Genomic DNA, 18,639 nt, shown 5'->3' with positions numbered 1-18,639 from the left:
AGCCGGTCCCACTAACAGACCGCACAGACCGCACGCCTCTGTGGGACCGGCTTTAGCCGGGAAGCCGTTGCTCTTGCTGTGCTTTTGATCTTCATATGCAAAAAGTCCAGACGACACCCATCGCGACTTGGGTGCAGGCTGAACGGAGGTTTCGCGGAGTGGGTCGAGCCGCATGGATGCGGCGAGAGCGCCGTCAGGGCATGGATGCCCGTTCGGCGCGGGCCCACGGAGCGGGACCGGAGTGAGGGAACCCGACGAAGTCGGGCCCAACCAGGAGCAGGCACTTTTGGTTACTTTTGGTGCTTTTCAAAAGTAACTCGCCGAAGGCGAAACGTCTGCCCCCAGGCAGACGCTCTTGATCTTGACGTACGAACCCACGCCGCAGGTCGCCGGGTGATTACCGTTCCAGAAGAATCCGCAACATCCGACGCAACGGCTCGGCCGCGCCCCACAACAACTGGTCGCCCACGGTAAACGCGCCCAGATACTGCGAACCCATGTTCAACTTGCGCAAACGCCCCACCGGAATATTCAACGTCCCGGTCACCGACGTCGGGCTCAGCTCCTGAATGCTTGCCTCGCGATTATTCGGCACCAGCTTCACCCACGGATTGTGCTGACTGATCATCCCCTCGATATCCGCGATCGGCACATCCTTGTTCAGCTTGATCGTCAGCGCCTGACTGTGGCACCGCATCGCACCGATGCGCACGCAAATGCCGTCGACCGGGATCGGGCTCTTGAAACGACCCAGAATCTTGTTTGTCTCTGCCTGCCCCTTCCACTCCTCACGGCTCTGACCGTTAGGCAGCTCCTTGTCGATCCACGGGATCAGACTGCCCGCCAGCGGCACACCGAAGTTCTCGGTCGGGAAACCCTCGCCGCGCATCGCGTCAGCCACCTTGCGGTCGATGTCCAGAATCGCGCTGGCCGGGTTCGCCAGTTCGTCGGCCACGGACGCATTGATCGCGCCCATCTGCTTGATCAGCTCACGCATGTTCTGCGCACCGGCGCCGGAAGCGGCCTGATACGTCATCACGTTCATCCACTCCACCAGACCGGCCTCGAACAGCCCGCCCAGCCCCATCAGCATCAGGCTGACGGTGCAGTTGCCACCGATGTAGTTCTTGGTGCCGGCATCCAGCTGCTGGTCGATGACCTTGCGGTTGACCGGGTCGAGGATGATCACGGCATCGTCCTGCATGCGCAGGGACGACGCCGCGTCGATCCAGTAACCCTGCCAGCCCGCTTCGCGCAGCTTGGGGAAAACCTCGTTGGTGTAGTCGCCGCCCTGGCAGGTCAGCACCACGTCCAAGGTCTTGAGCTCGTCGATGCTGTAGGCATCTTTCAGCGGCGCGACGTCCTTGCCCACCGAAGGGCCTTGGCCGCCGACGTTGGATGTGGTGAAAAAAACCGGCTCAATGAGATCGAAATCCTGCTCTTCCAGCATGCGCTGCATGAGCACGGAACCGACCATCCCGCGCCAACCGACCAGACCTACACGTTTCATCGCAACTACACCTTAATTAAAAGTGGGGCCCCGACCGCAGAGAGCCAAAGGGCTCAACCTGACAGTCGTGGGCCCGAGATATTACAGATTGCGCAGCGCGGCGACTACGGCGTCGCCCATTTCCTGCGTACCGACCCGGGCATTGCCTTCGGACCAGATGTCGCCGGTGCGCAAGCCCTGATCCAGCACCAGGCTGACGGCTTTCTCGATGGCGTCGGCGGCGGTGTGTTCGTTGAAGCTGTAACGCAGCATCATCGACACCGACAGAATCGTCGCCAGCGGGTTGGCCACGCCTTTGCCGGCGATGTCCGGCGCTGAACCGTGGCAGGGCTCGTACATGCCCTTGTTGTTCGAATCCAGCGACGCCGACGGCAGCATGCCGATGGAACCGGTGAGCATGGAGGCTTCGTCGGAGAGGATGTCGCCGAACATGTTGTCGGTCACGATTACGTCGAACTGCTTAGGTGCGCGGACCAGCTGCATGGCGGCGTTGTCGACGTACATGTGGCTGAGTTCGACGTCCGGGTAATCCTTGGCGACCTGCTCGACGATTTCGCGCCACAACTGGCTGGAGGCCAGCACGTTGGCTTTGTCCACCGAGCAGAGCTTCTTGCCGCGCACGCGGGCCATGTCGAAGCCGACGCGGGCGATGCGGCGGATCTCGCTTTCGCTGTAGGGCAACGTATCGTAGGACTGACGCTCGCCGTTTTCCAGCTCGCGGGTGCCGCGCGGTGCACCGAAGTAGATACCGCCGGTCAGCTCGCGGACGATAAGGATATCCAGGCCGGCCACGATTTCCGGCTTAAGGCTGGAGGCATCGGCCAGCTGCGGATACAGAATTGCCGGACGGAGGTTGGCAAACAGACCCAGTTGCGAGCGGATCTTCAGCAGGCCGCGTTCCGGACGGATGTCGCGGTCGATGGCGTCCCACTTCGGGCCGCCCACGGCGCCGAGCAATACGGCGTCAACGGCGCGGGCGCGCTCAAGGGTCTCATCGGCCAGCGGCACGCCGTGCTTGTCGATCGCCGCGCCGCCGATAACGTCGTGGCTCAGTTCGAACCCCAGCTGATATTTCTCGCTGGCCAGCTCCAGCACCTTGACCGCCTCGGCCATGATTTCCGGACCGATGCCATCACCTGGAAGAATCAGAATCTGCTTGCTCATAAAACCCTCGTTTCAGAATACGTGTCGAGCCGGTGATCGGTGCCGACTCGGGAGCGGCAAGCTCCAAGCGGTGAGCTGCAAGAATCAGCAGTCACACCGCGGTCAACTTGCCGCTTGCAGCTTGAAGCTTGCAGCTGCCCCTCAGCGAAACAGCCAAGGCTGCGAAGCCCGATGCTTGCTTTCGAACGCGGCAATCGCCTCGCCGTCCACCAGAGTCAGGCCGATGTCGTCCAGGCCGTTGAGCAGGCAGTGCTTGCGGAAGGCGTCGATTTCAAAGCGGTACACCTTGCCGTCTTCGCGGGTCACGGTCTGCGCTTCCAGGTCCACGTTCAACTGGTAGCCCGGTGTGGCTTCAACCACCTTGAACAGCTCATCGACCTCGCTTTCGGTCAAGATGATTGGCAGCAGGCCGTTCTTGAAGCTGTTGTTGAAGAAAATGTCTGCATAGCTCGGCGCGATGATGCTGCGAAAGCCGTACTCTTCCAACGCCCACGGGGCGTGTTCACGGCTCGAGCCGCAGCCGAAGTTTTCCCGGGCCAGCAACACGCTGGCGCCCTGATAACGCTCGGCGTTGAGCACGAAGTCAGGGTTCAGCGGACGCTTGCTGTTGTCCTGGTACGGCTGACCCACATCGAGGTAACGCCACTCGTCAAATAGGTTCGGGCCAAAGCCGGTGCGACGGATCGACTTCAGGAACTGCTTGGGGATGATCTGATCGGTGTCAACGTTGGCGCGATCCAGCGGAGCGACCAGACCGGTGTGTTGAGTAAAAGGCTTCATACGGGCTCCTTATGCCTGGCTCATGGTGCGAACGTCGACGAAACGGCCGTTGACGGCTGCCGCTGCCGCCATCGCCGGGCTGACCAGGTGAGTACGACCACCGGCGCCCTGACGGCCTTCGAAGTTGCGGTTGGAGGTCGACGCGCAGTGCTCGCCGCTTTCAAGGCGGTCCGGGTTCATCGCCAGGCACATCGAGCAGCCCGGCTCACGCCATTCGAAACCGGCTTCGATGAAGACCTTGTCCAGCCCTTCCCGCTCGGCCTGTTCCTTCACCAGACCCGAGCCCGGCACAACGATCGCCTGCTTGATGGTCGACGCCACTTTGCGGCCCTTGGCGATGTCCGCCGCCGCGCGCAGGTCTTCGATCCGCGAGTTGGTGCACGAGCCGATGAACACGCGATCCAGCTGGATATCGGTAATCGCCTGATTGGCCTTCAGGCCCATGTACTTCAGTGCGCGCTCGATGGAGCCACGCTTGACCAGATCGGCTTCCTGCGCCGGATCCGGCACGTTCTGATCCACGGCCACGACCATTTCCGGGGAGGTACCCCAGCTGACTTGCGGCTTGATCTGGGTCGCGTCGAGCTCGACCACGGTGTCGAACACCGCGTCATCGTCGGACACCAGGTCCTTCCAGGCTTCAACCGCTGCGTCCCACTGCTCGGCAGTCGGTGCGAAAGGACGACCCTTCACGTAGGCAATGGTCTTTTCATCGGTCGCCACCAGCCCGACGCGTGCGCCCGCTTCGATGGACATGTTGCAGATGGTCATGCGGCCTTCGACGGACAGGTCACGAATGGCGCTGCCGGCGAACTCGATGGCATGGCCGTTACCGCCGGCGGTGCCGATCTTGCCGATTATGGCCAGGACGATGTCCTTGGCGGTGACGCCGAACGGCAGCTTGCCTTCGACCTTCACTTGCATGTTCTTCATTTTCTTGGCGACCAGGCACTGGGTCGCGAGGACGTGCTCGACCTCGGATGTGCCGATGCCGTGGGCCAGGGCGCCGAATGCGCCGTGGGTCGAGGTGTGGGAATCGCCGCAGACCACGGTCATGCCCGGCAAGGTCGCGCCCTGCTCCGGGCCGATGACGTGAACGATGCCCTGGCGGACGTCGTTCATCTTGAATTCGGTGATGCCGTATTCGTCGCAGTTGTCGTCCAGGGTCTTGACCTGCAAGCGCGACACCTGATCGACGATGGCGTCAACGCCATCCTTGCGATCCGGGGTGGTCGGCACGTTGTGGTCGACGGTGGCGACGTTGGCGTCGATGCGCCACGGTTTGCGACGGGCCAGGCGCAAGCCTTCGAAAGCCTGAGGCGAAGTCACTTCGTGGATGATGTGACGGTCGATGTACAGCAGCGCGGAGCCATCGTCGCGCTGCTTGACCAAATGCGAATCCCAAAGCTTGTCGTAGAGCGTTTTGCCGGCCATCAGACGGTTCCTCATCAGCGTATTTCTATGCCCCGGCCACCGATGTCGCAATGACACCGTAAAGACCCTTGGCTTGTGGGGGAGATGCTATGGAATATGCTTAAATAACTCAAATTCATATTTTTCATGCTTTGCATAACCAACAGGAATCCGAGATGGATTTGGCTAATCTCAATGCCTTTATCGCCATCGCCGAGATGGGCAGTTTCTCGGCCGCCGGAGAGCGCCTGCACCTGACTCAACCGGCGGTCAGCAAACGCATCGCCGGTCTGGAGCAGCAGCTGGACGTGCGGCTTTTTGATCGTCTGGGCCGCGAGGTCAGCCTGACCGAAGCCGGACGCGCACTCCTTCCCCGCGCTTACCAGATTCTCAATGTGCTGGATGACACCCGTCGCGCGCTGACCAACCTGACCGGCGAGGTCACCGGGCGCCTGACCCTGGCAACCAGTCACCACATCGGACTTCACCGATTGCCTACGCTGTTAAGGGCGTTTACAAAGGCCTATCCGGACGTCGCGCTGGACATTCAATTTCTCGATTCGGAAGTGGCCTACGAAGAAATCCTCCACGGCCGTGCGGAGCTGGCGGTGATTACGTTGGCGCCCGAGCCCCACGCGCTGGTGAAGGCCGTCAAGGTTTGGGACGATCCCCTGGATTTTGTCGCCGCACCCGAGCACCCGCTGGCCACTCAGAAAAACGTCAGCCTGGCCGACATCGCCGGCTACCCCGCGGTGTTCCCGGGCGAGAACACTTTCACCCACCACATCGTCAGCGGACTCTGCGAAGCCCAGGGCCTGAAGCCGAATATCGCCATGAGCACCAACTACATGGAGACGATCAAGATGATGGTGTCCATTGGACTGGCCTGGAGCGTGCTGCCCCGGACCATGCTCGACGAGCAAGTCACCGCCATTCCGTTACCGGGCATTCAGTTGCGCCGACAGCTGGGCTATATCGTCCACACCGAACGCACGCTGTCCAACGCCGCGCGGGCGTTCATGGCGCTGCTGGATGCGCAGGCCGCCGGGCTGGAGCAATCGCAGGCGCGCTGAACGCGCACAAAAAAGGCGCCCCGCAGGGCGCCTTCTCACGCTGACTCGGGATCAGTGAGTCAGGGTTTTCTGAGCATTGATTTCGATGCGTTTTGGCTTGGCCTCTTCAGGCACCAGACGCAGCAGGTCAATGTTCAGCAGGCCATTGGCCAAAGCAGCGTTCTTGACCTCGATGTGGTCAGCCAGGCGGAACGACAGCTTGAATGCACGCTGGGCAATGCCCTGGTGCAGGAAGGTCACGCCCTCCGCGCTGTTCTCGCGCTTGCTGCCGGTGACGGTCAGTACGCCCTTCTCGACTTGCAACTCCAGATCTTCCTCCTGGAACCCCGCCGCCGCGATGACAATGCGGTATTGGTCATCAGCGTGTTTTTCGACGTTGTAGGGAGGATAGCTGCTCGCCGACTCGTTGCGCGCCGCCGATTCGAACAGATCGTTGAAGCGGTCGAAGCCAACGGAGTGACGGAACAGTGGAGCCAGGGAAAATGCAGTAGTCATCTGAAAATCTCCTGATAAATCAGCAAGTGGTTATCTCCGCGACCCGATTTCGGCATCGCGTAATCCCAAAATAGGGACAGCCATTTGCGTTTCAAGCGTCGTGCAAAAAATTTTTTCAGGCGGCTTCCGGCACGTTCACGCCGAGCATCTGGCTGATCCGCTCGCAGTCGGTTTCGCGGCGCAGGGCATCAAATAGCACAGTGGCCTCGGGGTAGCTTTTGGTCAGCAGGACCACCCACTGCTTGAGCCGGCCCGGTGCCTGAACGCGGGTCATCTTGGCCATGGCCTGCAGCCAGAAATCCCGCAGCAGCGGCTGCAACTCGATCCAGGTCATGGAGATGACGTCACGCCCGGCTTGCGCAGCGGCGATCTGACGGCCCAAGTCCGGACGCGCCACCAGACCGCGGCCGATCATGATGTCACGGGCCCCGCAGATTTCCCGGCAGCGCCGCCAGTCGTCGACGGTCCAGATCTCGCCGTTGGCAATGATCGGAATCTTCACTACGTCCTGGATCTTGCCGATCCACTCCCAGTGCGCCGGCGGCTTGTAGCCATCGACCTTGGTGCGGGCGTGGACGACGATGTGTTCAGCGCCGCCCGCTTCAAGCGCCCGGGCGCAATCAAGGGCCGGCTCGGTGCTGTCGTAGCCCAGGCGCATCTTGGCGGTGACCGGAATGTGCGCCGGCACGGCGCGGCGTACGTGGCTGAGGATGGTGTGCAGCAGCTCCGGCTCCTTCAGCAACACCGCGCCGCCCCGTGACTTGTTGACGGTCTTGGCCGGGCAGCCAAAATTCAGGTCGATGACCGGGGCGCCCAGTTCGGCCGCGAAGGCTGCATTCTCGGCCAGGCACACCGGGTCAGAACCCAGCAGTTGCACACGCAGCGGCACGCCGGCGCGGGTTTTCGAACCCTGCAGCAGTTCGGACGCGAGCTTGTGGAAGTAATGCTCCGGCAGCAGACGCTCAGTCACCCGAATGAATTCGGTCACGCACCAGTCGATGCCGCCGACTTGCGTCAGCACGTCGCGCAGGATGTCGTCGACCAGGCCTTCCATGGGCGCCAGGGCAATTTGCATGGGTCACACTCGAAAAAAAGTCCGGCAGTTTACGCAGAGACCGGCGGATTGGATACGGTTTACCCGCGCCGGACGTCAGGACACAACGCGGTGCAGGCCGGCGGCGTAGCCGTCGATGAACTCGCTCGGCATGCGCTTGGGCTTGCCCGACGAGAGTTCGATGCAGACGAAGGTGGTTTGCGCCCGCAGCAAGGTCATGCCGTCACTGGGCCGTTTCAGCTGGAAGCGCCGGGTCATCTTCAGGCGCTGGTCCCAGTCGACGATCCAGGTCGCCAGTTGCAGCTCGTCATCCTGGTAGGCGCTGGCCAGGTAGTCGATTTCGTGCCGGACCACGGCCATGGCCCGGTCGAGTCGGCGATACTCGGTCAGGTCCAGGCCCAACTGCTGGGAATGCCGCCATGCGCAGCGTTCGAGCCAAGTGACGTACACGGCGTTGTTGGCGTGGCCCAGGCCGTCGATGTCTTCCTCGCCCACCTGCAGATCGATGACGAACGGCGTTGCCAGATCCCAGACCATGTTTTTCTGTCCCTATCAAATTCATTACGCGGGCAGTGTAACCAAAAGCATCGGACAAAACTGAGGGCGGTCGTGGTTGGCCAGAGGTTGAGGGTGCATGCGCTGACCTCTTCCCGGCTGAAGCCGGTCCCACTAAAAAAGCATCGCGTGCATCCAGAGGGATTGGCTGAACGCGAAACTTTGTGGGACTGGCTTTAGCCGGGAAGGCGTCGGGTGTCACACTGCAGAATCGAGGGCGCCTGCGCGGGCCTCTTCCCGGCGGAAGCCAGTCCTACAACGGCATCAGCGCACCGCCGACTTGGCCGCCCGCAGCACTCGATCCGATAGCTCACTGGGGCCCAGGGCTCGGGCGAGGGCCAGGCCGCCGACCATCAAGGCGATGTCGGCCAGGGTCTTGTCGGTTTCTTCAGGACTGGCGGCGAGCTGCGCCACCATCAGTTCGACGTGTTCGGCCAGTGCGTTGCGAAAATCATCGGACAGACGCGCCATCTCCCCTATCGTCGTCGGCAAGGGGCAAGCGTGCTCTTGAGCGTCGCGGTGCCTGCGCGACAGGTAGAACGCCGCCAACAGCGCGCGCCGCTCCTCGCCCGGCAATTGGTCGTCAATGTTGGCGACCATCTCACGGCGTTCGGCCAGCAACTGGCTGAACGCTTCCAGCATCAGCGCTTCCTTGCTGTCGAAATGCGCATAAAACCCGCCCACCGTGAGCCCCGCTGCGCCCATGATCTCGTTGACGCTGGGCTCGATCGGGCCGCGCGCAATCAGGGCGGTGCTGGCAGCAGCGAGAATACGTTCGCGGGTCTGTGCTTTTTTGTCGTTCATGACCGCCTCCGGGATGATGACGATAATATTATCCTCATCATGTGCGTTGGCAAGGACGCATCAGGCATTTGAGATGACTGACAGGCGGATGAGACAAGAGAGATGACTGAAGATGAGGTAAACAAAGAAAGAAGGGATTGAGAACTCAAACCCCGAAAAAACAAAAGGGCCATTCAATAATCGAATGACCCTTGGTCTCGCAGAGCGAGAAATCGTGGCGTCCCCTAGGGGACTCGAACCCCTGTTACCGCCGTGAAAGGGCGGTGTCCTAGGCCACTAGACGAAGGGGACGCAAAACCTTCGAGCAGATTCGCCGATGACACATGACGAACCCTGGCAGAAATTGGTGGAGCTAAGCGGGATCGAACCGCTGACCTCCTGCATGCCATGCAGGCGCTCTCCCAGCTGAGCTATAGCCCCGGATTTACGCCTCTCGGCGGAGATCAGCTCGAAAGCTTCACTCGGTAAAACTGGCGTCCCCTAGGGGACTCGAACCCCTGTTACCGCCGTGAAAGGGCGGTGTCCTAGGCCACTAGACGAAGGGGACGTAACCCTTGCGTACCGCATCGGTGCTGGTTCCGGAGCGGGACAAACTTCAAGGCAGTAAAGCAAACCTTGAAGCTTCTAATTTGGTGGAGCTAAGCGGGATCGAACCGCTGACCTCCTGCATGCCATGCAGGCGCTCTCCCAGCTGAGCTATAGCCCCACATTACACTGACAGAGAACGCCGCGTTACCGCGTGTTTCTGCGTTGCCGTGTGGACGGGGCGCATATTAAGTGCGACCCACAATGCTGTCAAATTCTTTTTCAAAGAATTCCAAAAGAATTTTCCGGGATAACAATCACTTACCGCCTCCCGGAAAACCGCCCCGCGTCGGGCCGCCGGGCAATCGCTCAATGGCCCGGTGTCGCTCAGGCAACCGCTCAGCCAATCGCGCCGAGCAATTTTTCCCACTCTTTGTTCTCTTTCTTGGACACGCCGCCCAGCATGTCCAGCGCCTGACGCAGACGGAAACGGGTCAGGTCCGGGCCGAGAATCTCCATCGCGTCGGTCACCGAGACTGAATTCGCCTGACCGGTGATGGCAGCGAACATCAGCGGCATGGCGTCACGCAGTTTCAGTTCCAGGTGGTCGACGACCGCCTGGATGCAACCGGTGATCTTGTCCTTCTCCCACTGACGCAAGGATTCCAGCTTCCACAAAATCAACTGAATGACTTGGCGCACTTGCTCCGGCGACAGCTTCTTGTGCTCGAACAGCTTCACGTCCGGCGTCACGCCACCGGCGAAGAAGAAGCCGCCCAGCGGGGCGATCTGGCTGAAGGTCTCGACGCGGCCCTGCACGTGGGGCGCGATCTTCATCATGTAGTCGCTGTTGAAGGCCCACTTCTGCACACGGGTGGCGAACTCGTCCACCGGCAGTTCACGCAGCCACTGGCCGTTGAGCCACGACAGTTTCTCGATGTCGAAAATCGGGCCGCCGAGGGAGACGCGGCTCAGGTCGAAATGCTCGACCATCTCATCCAGCGAGAACTTTTCGCGCTCGTCGGGCATCGACCAGCCCATGCGGCCGAGGTAGTTGAGCATCGCTTCCGGCATGAAGCCCATGCGCTCGTAGAACGTCACCGAGGTCGGGTTCTTGCGCTTGGAGAGCTTGCTCTTGTCCGGGTTACGCAGCAGCGGCATGTAGCACAGCGCCGGCTTTTCCCAGCCGAAATATTCGTAGAGCAGGATCAGCTTCGGTGCCGAAGGTAGCCATTCTTCGCCGCGCAGCACATGGGTAATGCCCATCAGGTGGTCGTCGACGACGTTGGCGAGGAAGTAGGTCGGCAGGCCGTCGGTCTTCATCAGGACCTGCATGTCCATGCGGTCCCACGGGATTTCCACTTCGCCGCGCAGGAGGTCCGGCACCACGCAGACGCCTTCGCTCGGCACCTTCATGCGGATCACATGGGGTTCGCCGGCGGCCAGGCGACGCTCGACTTCTTCCTTGGAGAGCAACAGCGCGCGGCCGTCATAGCGCGGAGTTTCGCCGCGGGCGGTCTGCTCGGCGCGCATCTGGTCGAGCTCTTCGGCGGTGCAGAAGCACGGGAAGGCATGACCGGCATCGACCAGTTCCTGCACGTACTTCTTGTAGATGTCGCCGCGCTCGCTCTGGCGATAAGGGCCATGGGGACCGCCGACGTCGGGGCCTTCGCTCCACTCGATGCCGAGCCAGCGCAGGGCGTCGAAAATCTGTTGTTCGGACTCGCGGGTCGAGCGCAGCTGATCGGTGTCTTCAATGCGCAGGATGAATTCGCCGCCATGCTGCTTGGCGAAGCAATAGTTGAACAGCGCGATGTAGGCCGTGCCAACGTGGGGGTCGCCGGTGGGCGATGGCGCGATGCGGGTGCGAACGGTGGTCATGGAAAATCCCGGATAGGTCGAACAAGCCGCGAATGTTAACAGGCACGGCCTGCGCGGCTCCAGCGCCAGCGGTGATGGGCTGCACAATCGGGGCGATGACGAGACAGGCGGCCCCGCCCTGCCGGCGCGGAACGCCTCGCAACGAATGCCCCGCCATCAGTGCCGGTCATGATCGCGACGATGGCTAGGTGCCAGACCGCCAACCCTGATAAATTTGCTGACATTCCAAAAATCCAGAACGCCCATGCCCGCCCAACTCAAGCGCCGCCTGTTCATCTTCTTCGGGGTGATCCTGCTGATCGCCCTCGCCTTCTTCGCCCAGTGGTACCTGAAAGGACGCTTTCACGAGTCCACCGACAACGCCTACGTGCAGGGTGAAATCACCCGGGTGTCCAGCCAGCTCGGCGCGCGGATCGACGAGGTGCTGGTGCAGGACAACCAGCACGTGGAAAAAGGCCAGTTGCTGGTGCGGCTTGAGCCGGATGACTTTCGCCTGGCCATCGACCGGGCCCAGGCGACCCTGGCAACCCGCGAGGCGGAGCGCTTGCAGGCACAGAGCCGTCTGACCCAGCAGTCGAGCCTGATCGCCGCCAGCGATGCGCAGGTGCAAGCGAATCAGGCCACCCTCGGGCGCACGCAACTGGACCTGGCGCGGCTGCAAAAGCTGCGCACCCCGGGCTTCGTCTCGGAAGCGCAGGTCACGACCATGACCGCCGACAGCAACGTCGCCCGCTCCCAGGTCAGCAAGGCCCAGGCCGACGCACAGAGTCAGCGCCAGCAGGTCAACGCGCTGAACGCCGAGATCAAGCGCCTTGACGCGCAGATCGCCACCGCTCGCGCCGACCTGGCTCAAGCGCAGATCAATGTGCAGCGCACCGAAATCCACTCGCCCCTCAGCGGGCTGGTCGGCCAGCGGGCGGCGCGCAATGGCCAGGTCGTTCAGGCCGGCGCGTACCTGCTGTCGATCGTGCCGGACGAGGACATCTGGGTGCAGGCCAATTTCAAGGAAACCCAGATTGAGCACATGGAGATCGGTCAGGTCGCCCAACTGACGTTCGACAGCTTTCCCGGCACGCCCATCGAGGGCCGCGTCGACAGCCTGTTTGCCGCCTCCGGCGCGCAGTTCAGTCTGCTGCCGCCGGACAACGCCACCGGCAACTTCACCAAGGTCGTGCAGCGCATCCCGGTCAAGTTGACCTTCTCGCCGGACAACCCGCTGCACGGCAAGATCCGCCCAGGCATGTCGGTGACCGTTTCGGTCGACATCCGGCCGGCGGACGACCCGCAACGTGGCCGGTGACGAGCTGATCCGCCCGGTCGGCGAACCGACCCGGCGCGACTGGATTGCCGTGATGAGTGTGATGCTCGGCGCGTTCATGGCGGTCCTCGACATCCAGATCACCAACTCGTCGCTCAAGGACATCCAGGGCGCACTCTCGGCGACCCTAGAAGAAGGCTCATGGATTTCCACCTCCTATCTGGTGGCGGAAATCATCATGATTCCGCTGACGGCCTGGCTGGTGCAGCTGCTCTCGGCGCGGCGCCTGGCGGTCTGGGTGTCGCTGGGTTTTCTGCTGTCGTCCCTGCTCTGCTCCATGGCCTGGAGCCTGGAGAGCATGATCGTGTTCCGCGCCCTGCAGGGCTTCACCGGCGGCGCGCTAATCCCGCTGGCGTTCACCCTGACGCTGATCAAGCTGCCGGAGCATCACCGGGCCAAGGGCATGGCGCTGTTCGCCATGACCGCCACCTTCGCCCCGTCCATCGGACCGACCCTGGGCGGCTGGCTGACGGAGAATTTTGGCTGGGAGTACATCTTCTACATCAACATCCCGCCGGGGCTGGTGATGATTGGCGGTCTGCTCTACGGCCTGGAGAAGAAGGCGCCGCATTGGGAATTGCTCAAGAGCACCGACTACGCCGGCATCGTCACCCTGGGCGTCGGGCTGGGCTGCCTGCAGGTGTTTCTTGAAGAGGGCCATCGCAAGGACTGGCTGGAATCGAACCTGATCGTCGGCCTGGGCAGCATTGCCCTGGTGAGCCTGATCAGCTTTGTGATCATTCAGTTTTCCAAACCGAAACCGCTGATCAACCTCGGCATCCTCGGCAACCGCAATTTTGGGCTGTCGAGTATTTCCAGCGTGGGCATGGGGGTGGGTCTGTATGGCTCGATCTATCTGCTGCCGCTGTACCTGGCGCAGATTCAGGGCTACAACGCCCAGCAGATCGGCGAGGTGATCATGTGGATGGGCGTGCCCCAGCTGTTTCTGATTCCGCTGGTGCCACAGTTGATGAAGGTTATTTCGCCGAAGTTGCTGTGTACGCTGGGGTTTGGTTTGTTCGGGCTGGCGAGCTTTTCCTCCGGGGTGCTCAATCCGGATTTCGCCGGGCCGCAGTTCAACCAGATTCAGCTGGTGCGGGCGCTGGGTCAGCCGCTGATCATGGTGACCATTTCCCTGATCGCCACGGCGTTCATTCAGCCCCAGGACGCGGGGTCGGCGTCGAGCCTGTTCAATATTCTGCGGAACCTGGGCGGCGCCATTGGCATTGCGCTGCTGGCGACGTTACTGGATGCGCGAACCAAGACCTACTTCGACTATTTGCGCGAATCGATCTCCCCCGCCAACCCGCAAGTGGCCGAGCGCATGGCGATGCTCACCGACCGGCTGGGCAGCGAAACAGCGGCCTTGGGCAAGCTCAGCGAGATCGCCCATCAACAGGCAGCGATCATGGCCTACAACGACGCGTTTCATTTTGTCGGGATTGCGCTGGGGATCAGCATGCTGGCGGTGCTGTTGACGCGGAAGCTGCCGTCCGGGGTCAAGGGTGGCGCGGCGCATTGAGCGGAATGACCTGACACTTCGCGATCGCTCAGCCAACAGATTCCCTGCGGGAGCGACCGCGGTGGCGCTTCACCTTGCTCGCGAAGATGCCCTGATATCCACCGCATCTCCATCTGCAGGACCAATGCCTTCGTGAGCAAGCTCACTCCCACAGGTCCACCAGCGTGGCCGGGATACCAGGTTGAACACACCCTTGTGGGAGCGAGCTTGCTCGCGAAAGCGTCGGTACACCCGCTGCATCTTCATCTGGAGTGAAAATGCCTTCGTGAGCAAGCTCACTCCCACAAGTCCAGCGGCGTGGCCGGGATACCAAGTTGAACACAACCCCTGTGGGAGCGAGCTTGCTCGCGAAAGCGTCGGTACATCCGCCGCATCTTCATCTGGAGTGAAGATGCCTTCGTGAGCAAGCTCACTCCCACAGGTCCACCAGCGTGGCCGGGATACCAGGTTAAACACAACCCTTGTGGGAGCGAGCTTGCCCGCGAAAGCGTTGATACATCCGCTGCATCTTCATCTGGAGTGAAAATGCCTTCGTGAGCAAGCTCACTCCCATAAGTCCACCAGCGTGGCCGGGATACCAGGGTGAACACAACCCTTGTGGGAGCGAGCTTGCTCGCGAAAGCGTCGGCACATCCGCTGCATCTTCATCTAGAGTGAAAATGCCTTCGCGAGCAAACTCACTCCCACAGGTCCCCCGGTGTAGCCGATATTCAGCGTCGTGCCCCCGGTCACTCCCACACCGCCCTCAAACCGCCAGCAAGCGCTCGCGCAGTTTGCCGATCTCGTCGCGCATCTGCGCTGCGGCTTCGAACTCCAGGTCGCGGGCCAGTTGGTACATCTTCTCTTCCAGCTGACGAATGCGTTTGGTGATTTCGCTCGGCGAGCGCAGTTCGGCTTCGTACTTGGCGTTCTCTTCGGCGGCCTTGGCCATGCCCTTGCGCTTCTTGCTCCGCGAGCCGGGCACGGTGGCGCCTTCCATGATGTCGGCGACGTCCTTGATCACGCTTTTCGGCGTGATGCCGTTGGCCAGGTTGAAGGCGATCTGCTTCTCCCGACGACGGTCGGTTTCTTCGATCGCGCGCTCCATGGAGCCGGTGATGCGGTCGGCGTAGAGAATCGCGCGGCCATTGAGGTTACGCGCGGCACGGCCGATGGTCTGGATCAGCGAGCGCTCGGAACGCAGGAAGCCTTCCTTGTCGGCATCGAGAATCGCCACCAGCGACACTTCCGGCATATCCAGGCCTTCGCGCAGCAGGTTGATCCCCACCAGCACATCAAAGGTGCCCAGACGCAGGTCGCGGATGATCTCCACACGCTCGACCGTATCGATGTCCGAGTGCAGGTAGCGCACGCGCACGCCGTGGTCGGCCAGGTAATCGGTGAGGTCTTCGGACATGCGCTTGGTCAGCGTGGTCACCAGCACCCGCTCCTCGATCGCCACGCGCTTGTGGATCTCGGAGAGCAAGTCGTCGACCTGGGTCAGTGCCGGACGGATTTCGATCTGCGGGTCGACCAGACCGGTCGGCCGCACCACCTGCTCCACCACACGGCCCGCGTGCTCGGCTTCGTAAGGCCCGGGCGTCGCGGAAACAAAAATGGTCTGCGGACTGACGTTTTCCCACTCATCGAACCGCATCGGCCGGTTGTCCAGCGCGGACGGCAGGCGGAAACCGTACTCCACCAGCGTTTCCTTACGCGAGCGGTCGCCCTTATACATGGCGCCGACCTGGGGCACGCTGACGTGGGACTCATCGATCACCAGCAGCGCGTCAGCCGGCAGGTAGTCGTACAGCGTCGGCGGCGGCGCGCCGGACGGACGCCCGGACAGGTAGCGCGAGTAGTTTTCGATGCCGTTGCAGTAACCCAGTTCGAGGATCATCTCCAGGTCAAAACGGGTGCGCTGCTCCAGACGCTGAGCTTCCACCAGTTTGTTGGCGCCGCGCAGGTATTCCAGACGCTCGTTCAGCTCGACCTTGATGCCTTCCATCGCGTCCAGCAGCGTTTCCCGCGGGGTCACGTAGTGGCTCTTCGGGTAGAAGGTGAAGCGCGGCAGCTTGCGGATGACCTCGCCGGTCAGCGGATCGAACGCAGAAAGGCTTTCAACCTCGTCGTCGAACAGCTCGATGCGGATGGCTTCCAGGTCGGATTCCGCCGGGAAGACGTCGATCACGTCGCCGCGCACCCGGAAGGTCGCCCGGGCAAAATCCATGTCGTTGCGGGTGTATTGCAGGTCGGCCAGACGGCGCAGCAAGGCGCGCTGATCGAGCTTGTCGCCACGATCCACGTGCAGAACCATGCGCAGGTAGGTTTCCGGACTGCCCAGACCGTAGATGCATGACACCGTGGTGACGATGATCGAGTCCTTGCGCTCCAGCAACGCTTTGGTCGCGGACAGGCGCATCTGCTCGATGTGGTCGTTGATGGACGCGTCCTTCTCGATGAAGGTGTCCGACGACGGCACGTAGGCTTCCGGCTGGTAGTAGTCGTAGTAGGAAACGAAGTATTCGACCGAGTTGTTCGGGAAAAATGCCTTGAACTCGCCGTACAGCTGGGCGGCCAAAGTCTTGTTCGGCGCCAGCACCAGGGTCGGGCGCTGCACTTGCTGAATGACGTTGGCGATGCTGAATGTCTTGCCCGAGCCGGTTACACCGAGCAGGGTCTGGTGCGACAGGCCGGCGTCGATGCCTTCAACCAACTGACGAATCGCCTCCGGTTGATCGCCGGCCGGCTCAAAACGGGTAACGAGCTGAAATTCGGACATAAGGTTCCTTTGGACGGCAACGCAATTGAGCACGGACGGCTGATCCCGTCACGGAAAAGACGTACATAGAAGAAGGTGATGGGACTACAGGTGGAGTCGACTGCGCCACCTTTCAAGCCACCCTCCGCAGATTAGTCCGCGGCACTGGACTAACGGTCGAAAAATTTCGCGAAATATCCGGAAAAACCTGCCCCGCCCTGTCGCCCGCACTGGCGCGGCCCTTTATACTTGCTCCCCGTTTGTGCACCGCTCTAGTGCAATCGGCTGGAGCGACGCGACCCATTCACTCCCCACTCAGAGCCCCCGCACAATGAGCCTGTTCTCCGCTGTCGAAATGGCACCACGCGATCCTATCCTGGGCCTCAACGAAGCATTCAACGCCGATACCCGTACGACCAAGGTCAATCTGGGTGTAGGCGTCTACAGCAACGAAGAAGGGAAAATTCCGCTGCTGCGCGCCGTTGTCGAAGCGGAAGAAAACCGGGTGGCTCAACACCTGCCCCGCGGCTACCTGCCGATTGACGGTATCGCTGCTTACGACAAGGCCGTGCAAACCCTGCTGTTCGGTGCCGAGTCGCCGCTGCTGGCCTCGGGCCGGGTAATGACGGTCCAGGCGGTCGGCGGCACGGGCGCTCTGAAGATCGGCGCTGACTTCCTCAAGCAGCTGTCCCCTGACGCCGTTGTGGCGATCAGCGACCCGAGCTGGGAAAACCACCGGGCGCTGTTCGAAACCGCCGGTTTCCCGGTGCAGAACTACCGCTATTACGACGCCGCCACCCATGACGTGAACCGCACGGGGATGCTGGAAGATCTGCAGAACCTGCCGTCCGGCTCGATCGTCGTGCTGCACGCCTGCTGCCACAACCCGACCGGCGTTGACCTGACCCTGGAGGACTGGAAGAAGGTGCTTGAGGTGCTGAAGGCCAAGGGTCATGTGCCATTCCTGGACATGGCGTATCAGGGCTTCGGTGACGGGATCGACGAGGACGCGGCGGCGGTGCGTCTGTTTGCCGACAGCGGCTTGACGTTCTTTGCTTCCAGCTCGTTTTCGAAGTCGTTTTCGCTGTATGGCGAGCGGGTCGGCGCGCTGTCGATCGTGACGGATTCGAAGGAGGAGACGGCGCGGGTGTTGTCGCAGGTCAAGCGTGTGATCCGCACGAACTATTCGAACCCGCCGACCCATGGTGCGTCGATTGTGGCGGCGGTGTTGAGCAGCCCTGAGTTGCGCGCCAAGTGGGAGGATGAGTTGGGTGAGATGCGCCTGCGGATTCGCGGGATGCGTGAGGAGATGACGCAGCGTCTGGCGAATAATGCGGCGGGGCAGGATTTCAGTTTTGTCGCGCGTCAGCGGGGGATGTTTTCGTATTCGGGCCTGACGACGGCGCAGGTTCATCGTCTGCGCAGCGAGTTCGGGATTTATGCGCTGGATACCGGGCGGATTTGTGTGGCGGCGTTGAACAAGGGGAATATCGGGGCAGTTACCGAGGCGATCCTGGCCGTTATCTGACGGCTCTTTTTAAGATCAAAATCAGGATCAAGATCAAGAGCGTCTGCCTAAGGGCAGACGTTTCGCCTTCGGCGAGTTACTTGGAAAAGCACCCCAAGTAACCAAGGGTGCTTGCTCTCGGTTGGGCCCGACTTCGTCGGGTTCCCTCACTCCGACGACGCTCCGTGGGCCCGCGCCGAACGGACATCCATGTCCTGACGGCGCTCTCGCCGCATCCATGCGGCTCGGCCCACTGCGCGTCGTCTGCGTTCGGCCTGCACCAAAGTCGCGATGGGTG

At 61.7% G+C, this 18,639-nt stretch carries 14 protein-coding genes and 4 tRNA genes; 4 read left to right on the top strand and 14 right to left on the bottom strand.

Features of this window, described 5'->3' with window-relative positions:
- Window positions 1–397 precede the first annotated feature (397 nt).
- The 4 genes from asd to leuC all read right to left on the bottom strand — a co-directional run bounded on the left by asd (window position 398) and on the right by leuC (window position 4,888).
- Window positions 398–1,510, bottom strand: a complete 1,113-nt coding sequence (gene asd / locus QMX88_RS24135; protein WP_065986059.1) for an aspartate-semialdehyde dehydrogenase — start codon at window positions 1,508–1,510, stop codon at window positions 398–400.
- Between the two features lie 81 nt (window positions 1,511–1,591).
- On the bottom strand, window positions 1,592–2,674 hold the full coding sequence (leuB, locus tag QMX88_RS24130) for a 3-isopropylmalate dehydrogenase (RefSeq protein ID WP_282372746.1): 1,083 nt from the start codon (window positions 2,672–2,674) through the stop codon (window positions 1,592–1,594).
- A 141-nt stretch (window positions 2,675–2,815) separates the two neighbouring features.
- Window positions 2,816–3,454, bottom strand: coding sequence for a 3-isopropylmalate dehydratase small subunit (gene leuD, locus QMX88_RS24125; protein ID WP_282372744.1), 639 nt, complete (start codon window positions 3,452–3,454; stop codon window positions 2,816–2,818).
- Between the two features lie 9 nt (window positions 3,455–3,463).
- Complete coding sequence (gene leuC / locus QMX88_RS24120) at window positions 3,464–4,888, bottom strand: 3-isopropylmalate dehydratase large subunit (RefSeq protein ID WP_122538324.1); 1,425 nt, start codon at window positions 4,886–4,888, stop codon at window positions 3,464–3,466.
- Between the two features lie 155 nt (window positions 4,889–5,043).
- Between leuC and QMX88_RS24115 the strand changes: the two genes are divergently transcribed.
- Window positions 5,044–5,940 (top strand): LysR family transcriptional regulator, encoded by an 897-nt coding sequence (locus tag QMX88_RS24115; RefSeq protein WP_282372743.1) that lies wholly within the window; start codon window positions 5,044–5,046, stop codon window positions 5,938–5,940.
- A gap of 51 nt (window positions 5,941–5,991) precedes the next feature.
- Here the strand turns inward: QMX88_RS24115 and QMX88_RS24110 are convergent, their stop codons facing one another.
- The 9 genes from QMX88_RS24110 to gltX all read right to left on the bottom strand — a co-directional run bounded on the left by QMX88_RS24110 (window position 5,992) and on the right by gltX (window position 11,254).
- Window positions 5,992–6,435, bottom strand: coding sequence for an Hsp20 family protein (locus QMX88_RS24110; RefSeq protein ID WP_282372742.1), 444 nt, complete (start codon window positions 6,433–6,435; stop codon window positions 5,992–5,994).
- 115 nt (window positions 6,436–6,550) lie between these two features.
- Complete coding sequence (locus QMX88_RS24105; protein ID WP_282372741.1) at window positions 6,551–7,510, bottom strand: tRNA dihydrouridine synthase; 960 nt, start codon at window positions 7,508–7,510, stop codon at window positions 6,551–6,553.
- Between the two features lie 75 nt (window positions 7,511–7,585).
- A complete protein-coding gene (locus QMX88_RS24100) occupies window positions 7,586–8,026 on the bottom strand; it encodes an acyl-CoA thioesterase (RefSeq protein ID WP_282372740.1) in 441 nt (146 codons plus the stop codon).
- 282 nt (window positions 8,027–8,308) lie between these two features.
- The gene (locus QMX88_RS24095) at window positions 8,309–8,848 is read right to left on the bottom strand and encodes a TetR/AcrR family transcriptional regulator (RefSeq protein WP_282372739.1); all 540 of its coding nucleotides are present in this window, start codon (window positions 8,846–8,848) and stop codon (window positions 8,309–8,311) included.
- 215 nt (window positions 8,849–9,063) lie between these two features.
- A tRNA-Glu gene (locus tag QMX88_RS24090) sits at window positions 9,064–9,139 on the bottom strand.
- 53 nt (window positions 9,140–9,192) lie between these two features.
- Window positions 9,193–9,268: transfer RNA gene (locus QMX88_RS24085), tRNA-Ala, on the bottom strand.
- A 51-nt stretch (window positions 9,269–9,319) separates the two neighbouring features.
- Window positions 9,320–9,395: transfer RNA gene (locus tag QMX88_RS24080), tRNA-Glu, on the bottom strand.
- An 83-nt stretch (window positions 9,396–9,478) separates the two neighbouring features.
- Window positions 9,479–9,554 (bottom strand) — tRNA-Ala (locus QMX88_RS24075).
- 218 nt (window positions 9,555–9,772) lie between these two features.
- The gene (gene gltX / locus QMX88_RS24070) at window positions 9,773–11,254 is read right to left on the bottom strand and encodes a glutamate--tRNA ligase (protein ID WP_282372738.1); all 1,482 of its coding nucleotides are present in this window, start codon (window positions 11,252–11,254) and stop codon (window positions 9,773–9,775) included.
- A gap of 244 nt (window positions 11,255–11,498) precedes the next feature.
- Here gltX and QMX88_RS24065 point away from each other — a divergent pair, with 244 nt between their 5' ends.
- A complete protein-coding gene (locus QMX88_RS24065) occupies window positions 11,499–12,554 on the top strand; it encodes an HlyD family secretion protein (RefSeq protein WP_282372737.1) in 1,056 nt (351 codons plus the stop codon).
- Window positions 12,555–12,603: 49 nt separating this feature from the next.
- A complete protein-coding gene (locus tag QMX88_RS24060) occupies window positions 12,604–14,094 on the top strand; it encodes an MDR family MFS transporter (RefSeq protein WP_282372747.1) in 1,491 nt (496 codons plus the stop codon).
- 745 nt (window positions 14,095–14,839) lie between these two features.
- Here QMX88_RS24060 and uvrB read toward each other — a convergent pair.
- The gene (gene uvrB, locus QMX88_RS24055; protein WP_192174255.1) at window positions 14,840–16,855 is read right to left on the bottom strand and encodes an excinuclease ABC subunit UvrB; all 2,016 of its coding nucleotides are present in this window, start codon (window positions 16,853–16,855) and stop codon (window positions 14,840–14,842) included.
- A gap of 310 nt (window positions 16,856–17,165) precedes the next feature.
- On the opposite strand from uvrB, the gene QMX88_RS24050 reads away from it, so the two are divergent.
- Window positions 17,166–18,362: an amino acid aminotransferase gene (locus QMX88_RS24050; RefSeq protein ID WP_282372736.1), complete on the top strand. Its 1,197-nt coding sequence runs from the start codon at window positions 17,166–17,168 to the stop codon at window positions 18,360–18,362.
- Window positions 18,363–18,639: the final 277 nt, after the last annotated feature.

Origin of the sequence: Pseudomonas sp. PS02290 (assembly GCF_029960075.1) — a bacterium.
Lineage (GTDB): Bacteria > Pseudomonadota > Gammaproteobacteria > Pseudomonadales > Pseudomonadaceae > Aquipseudomonas.
The sequence above is the reverse complement of the archived record's forward strand: the minus strand, read 5'-3'. Positions and strand labels throughout refer to the sequence as shown.

Bases quoted from the DNA above. Each gene is read 5' to 3' on its own strand.
- QMX88_RS24105 (WP_282372741.1), bottom strand. From the start codon at position 7,510: ATGCAAATTGCCCTGGCGCCCATGGAAGGCCTGGTCGACGACATCCTG.
- QMX88_RS24065 (WP_282372737.1), top strand. From the start codon at position 11,499: ATGCCCGCCCAACTCAAGCGCCGCCTGTTCATCTTCTTCGGGGTGATC.
- QMX88_RS24110 (WP_282372742.1), bottom strand. From the start codon at position 6,435: ATGACTACTGCATTTTCCCTGGCTCCACTGTTCCGTCACTCCGTTGGC.
- leuD (WP_282372744.1), bottom strand. From the start codon at position 3,454: ATGAAGCCTTTTACTCAACACACCGGTCTGGTCGCTCCGCTGGATCGC.
- QMX88_RS24115 (WP_282372743.1), top strand. From the start codon at position 5,044: ATGGATTTGGCTAATCTCAATGCCTTTATCGCCATCGCCGAGATGGGC.
- leuC (WP_122538324.1), bottom strand. From the start codon at position 4,888: ATGGCCGGCAAAACGCTCTACGACAAGCTTTGGGATTCGCATTTGGTC.
- uvrB (WP_192174255.1), bottom strand. From the start codon at position 16,855: ATGTCCGAATTTCAGCTCGTTACCCGTTTTGAGCCGGCCGGCGATCAA.
- QMX88_RS24095 (WP_282372739.1), bottom strand. From the start codon at position 8,848: ATGAACGACAAAAAAGCACAGACCCGCGAACGTATTCTCGCTGCTGCC.
- QMX88_RS24050 (WP_282372736.1), top strand. From the start codon at position 17,166: ATGAGCCTGTTCTCCGCTGTCGAAATGGCACCACGCGATCCTATCCTG.
- leuB (WP_282372746.1), bottom strand. From the start codon at position 2,674: ATGAGCAAGCAGATTCTGATTCTTCCAGGTGATGGCATCGGTCCGGAA.
- gltX (WP_282372738.1), bottom strand. From the start codon at position 11,254: ATGACCACCGTTCGCACCCGCATCGCGCCATCGCCCACCGGCGACCCC.
- QMX88_RS24100 (WP_282372740.1), bottom strand. From the start codon at position 8,026: ATGGTCTGGGATCTGGCAACGCCGTTCGTCATCGATCTGCAGGTGGGC.
- asd (WP_065986059.1), bottom strand. From the start codon at position 1,510: ATGAAACGTGTAGGTCTGGTCGGTTGGCGCGGGATGGTCGGTTCCGTG.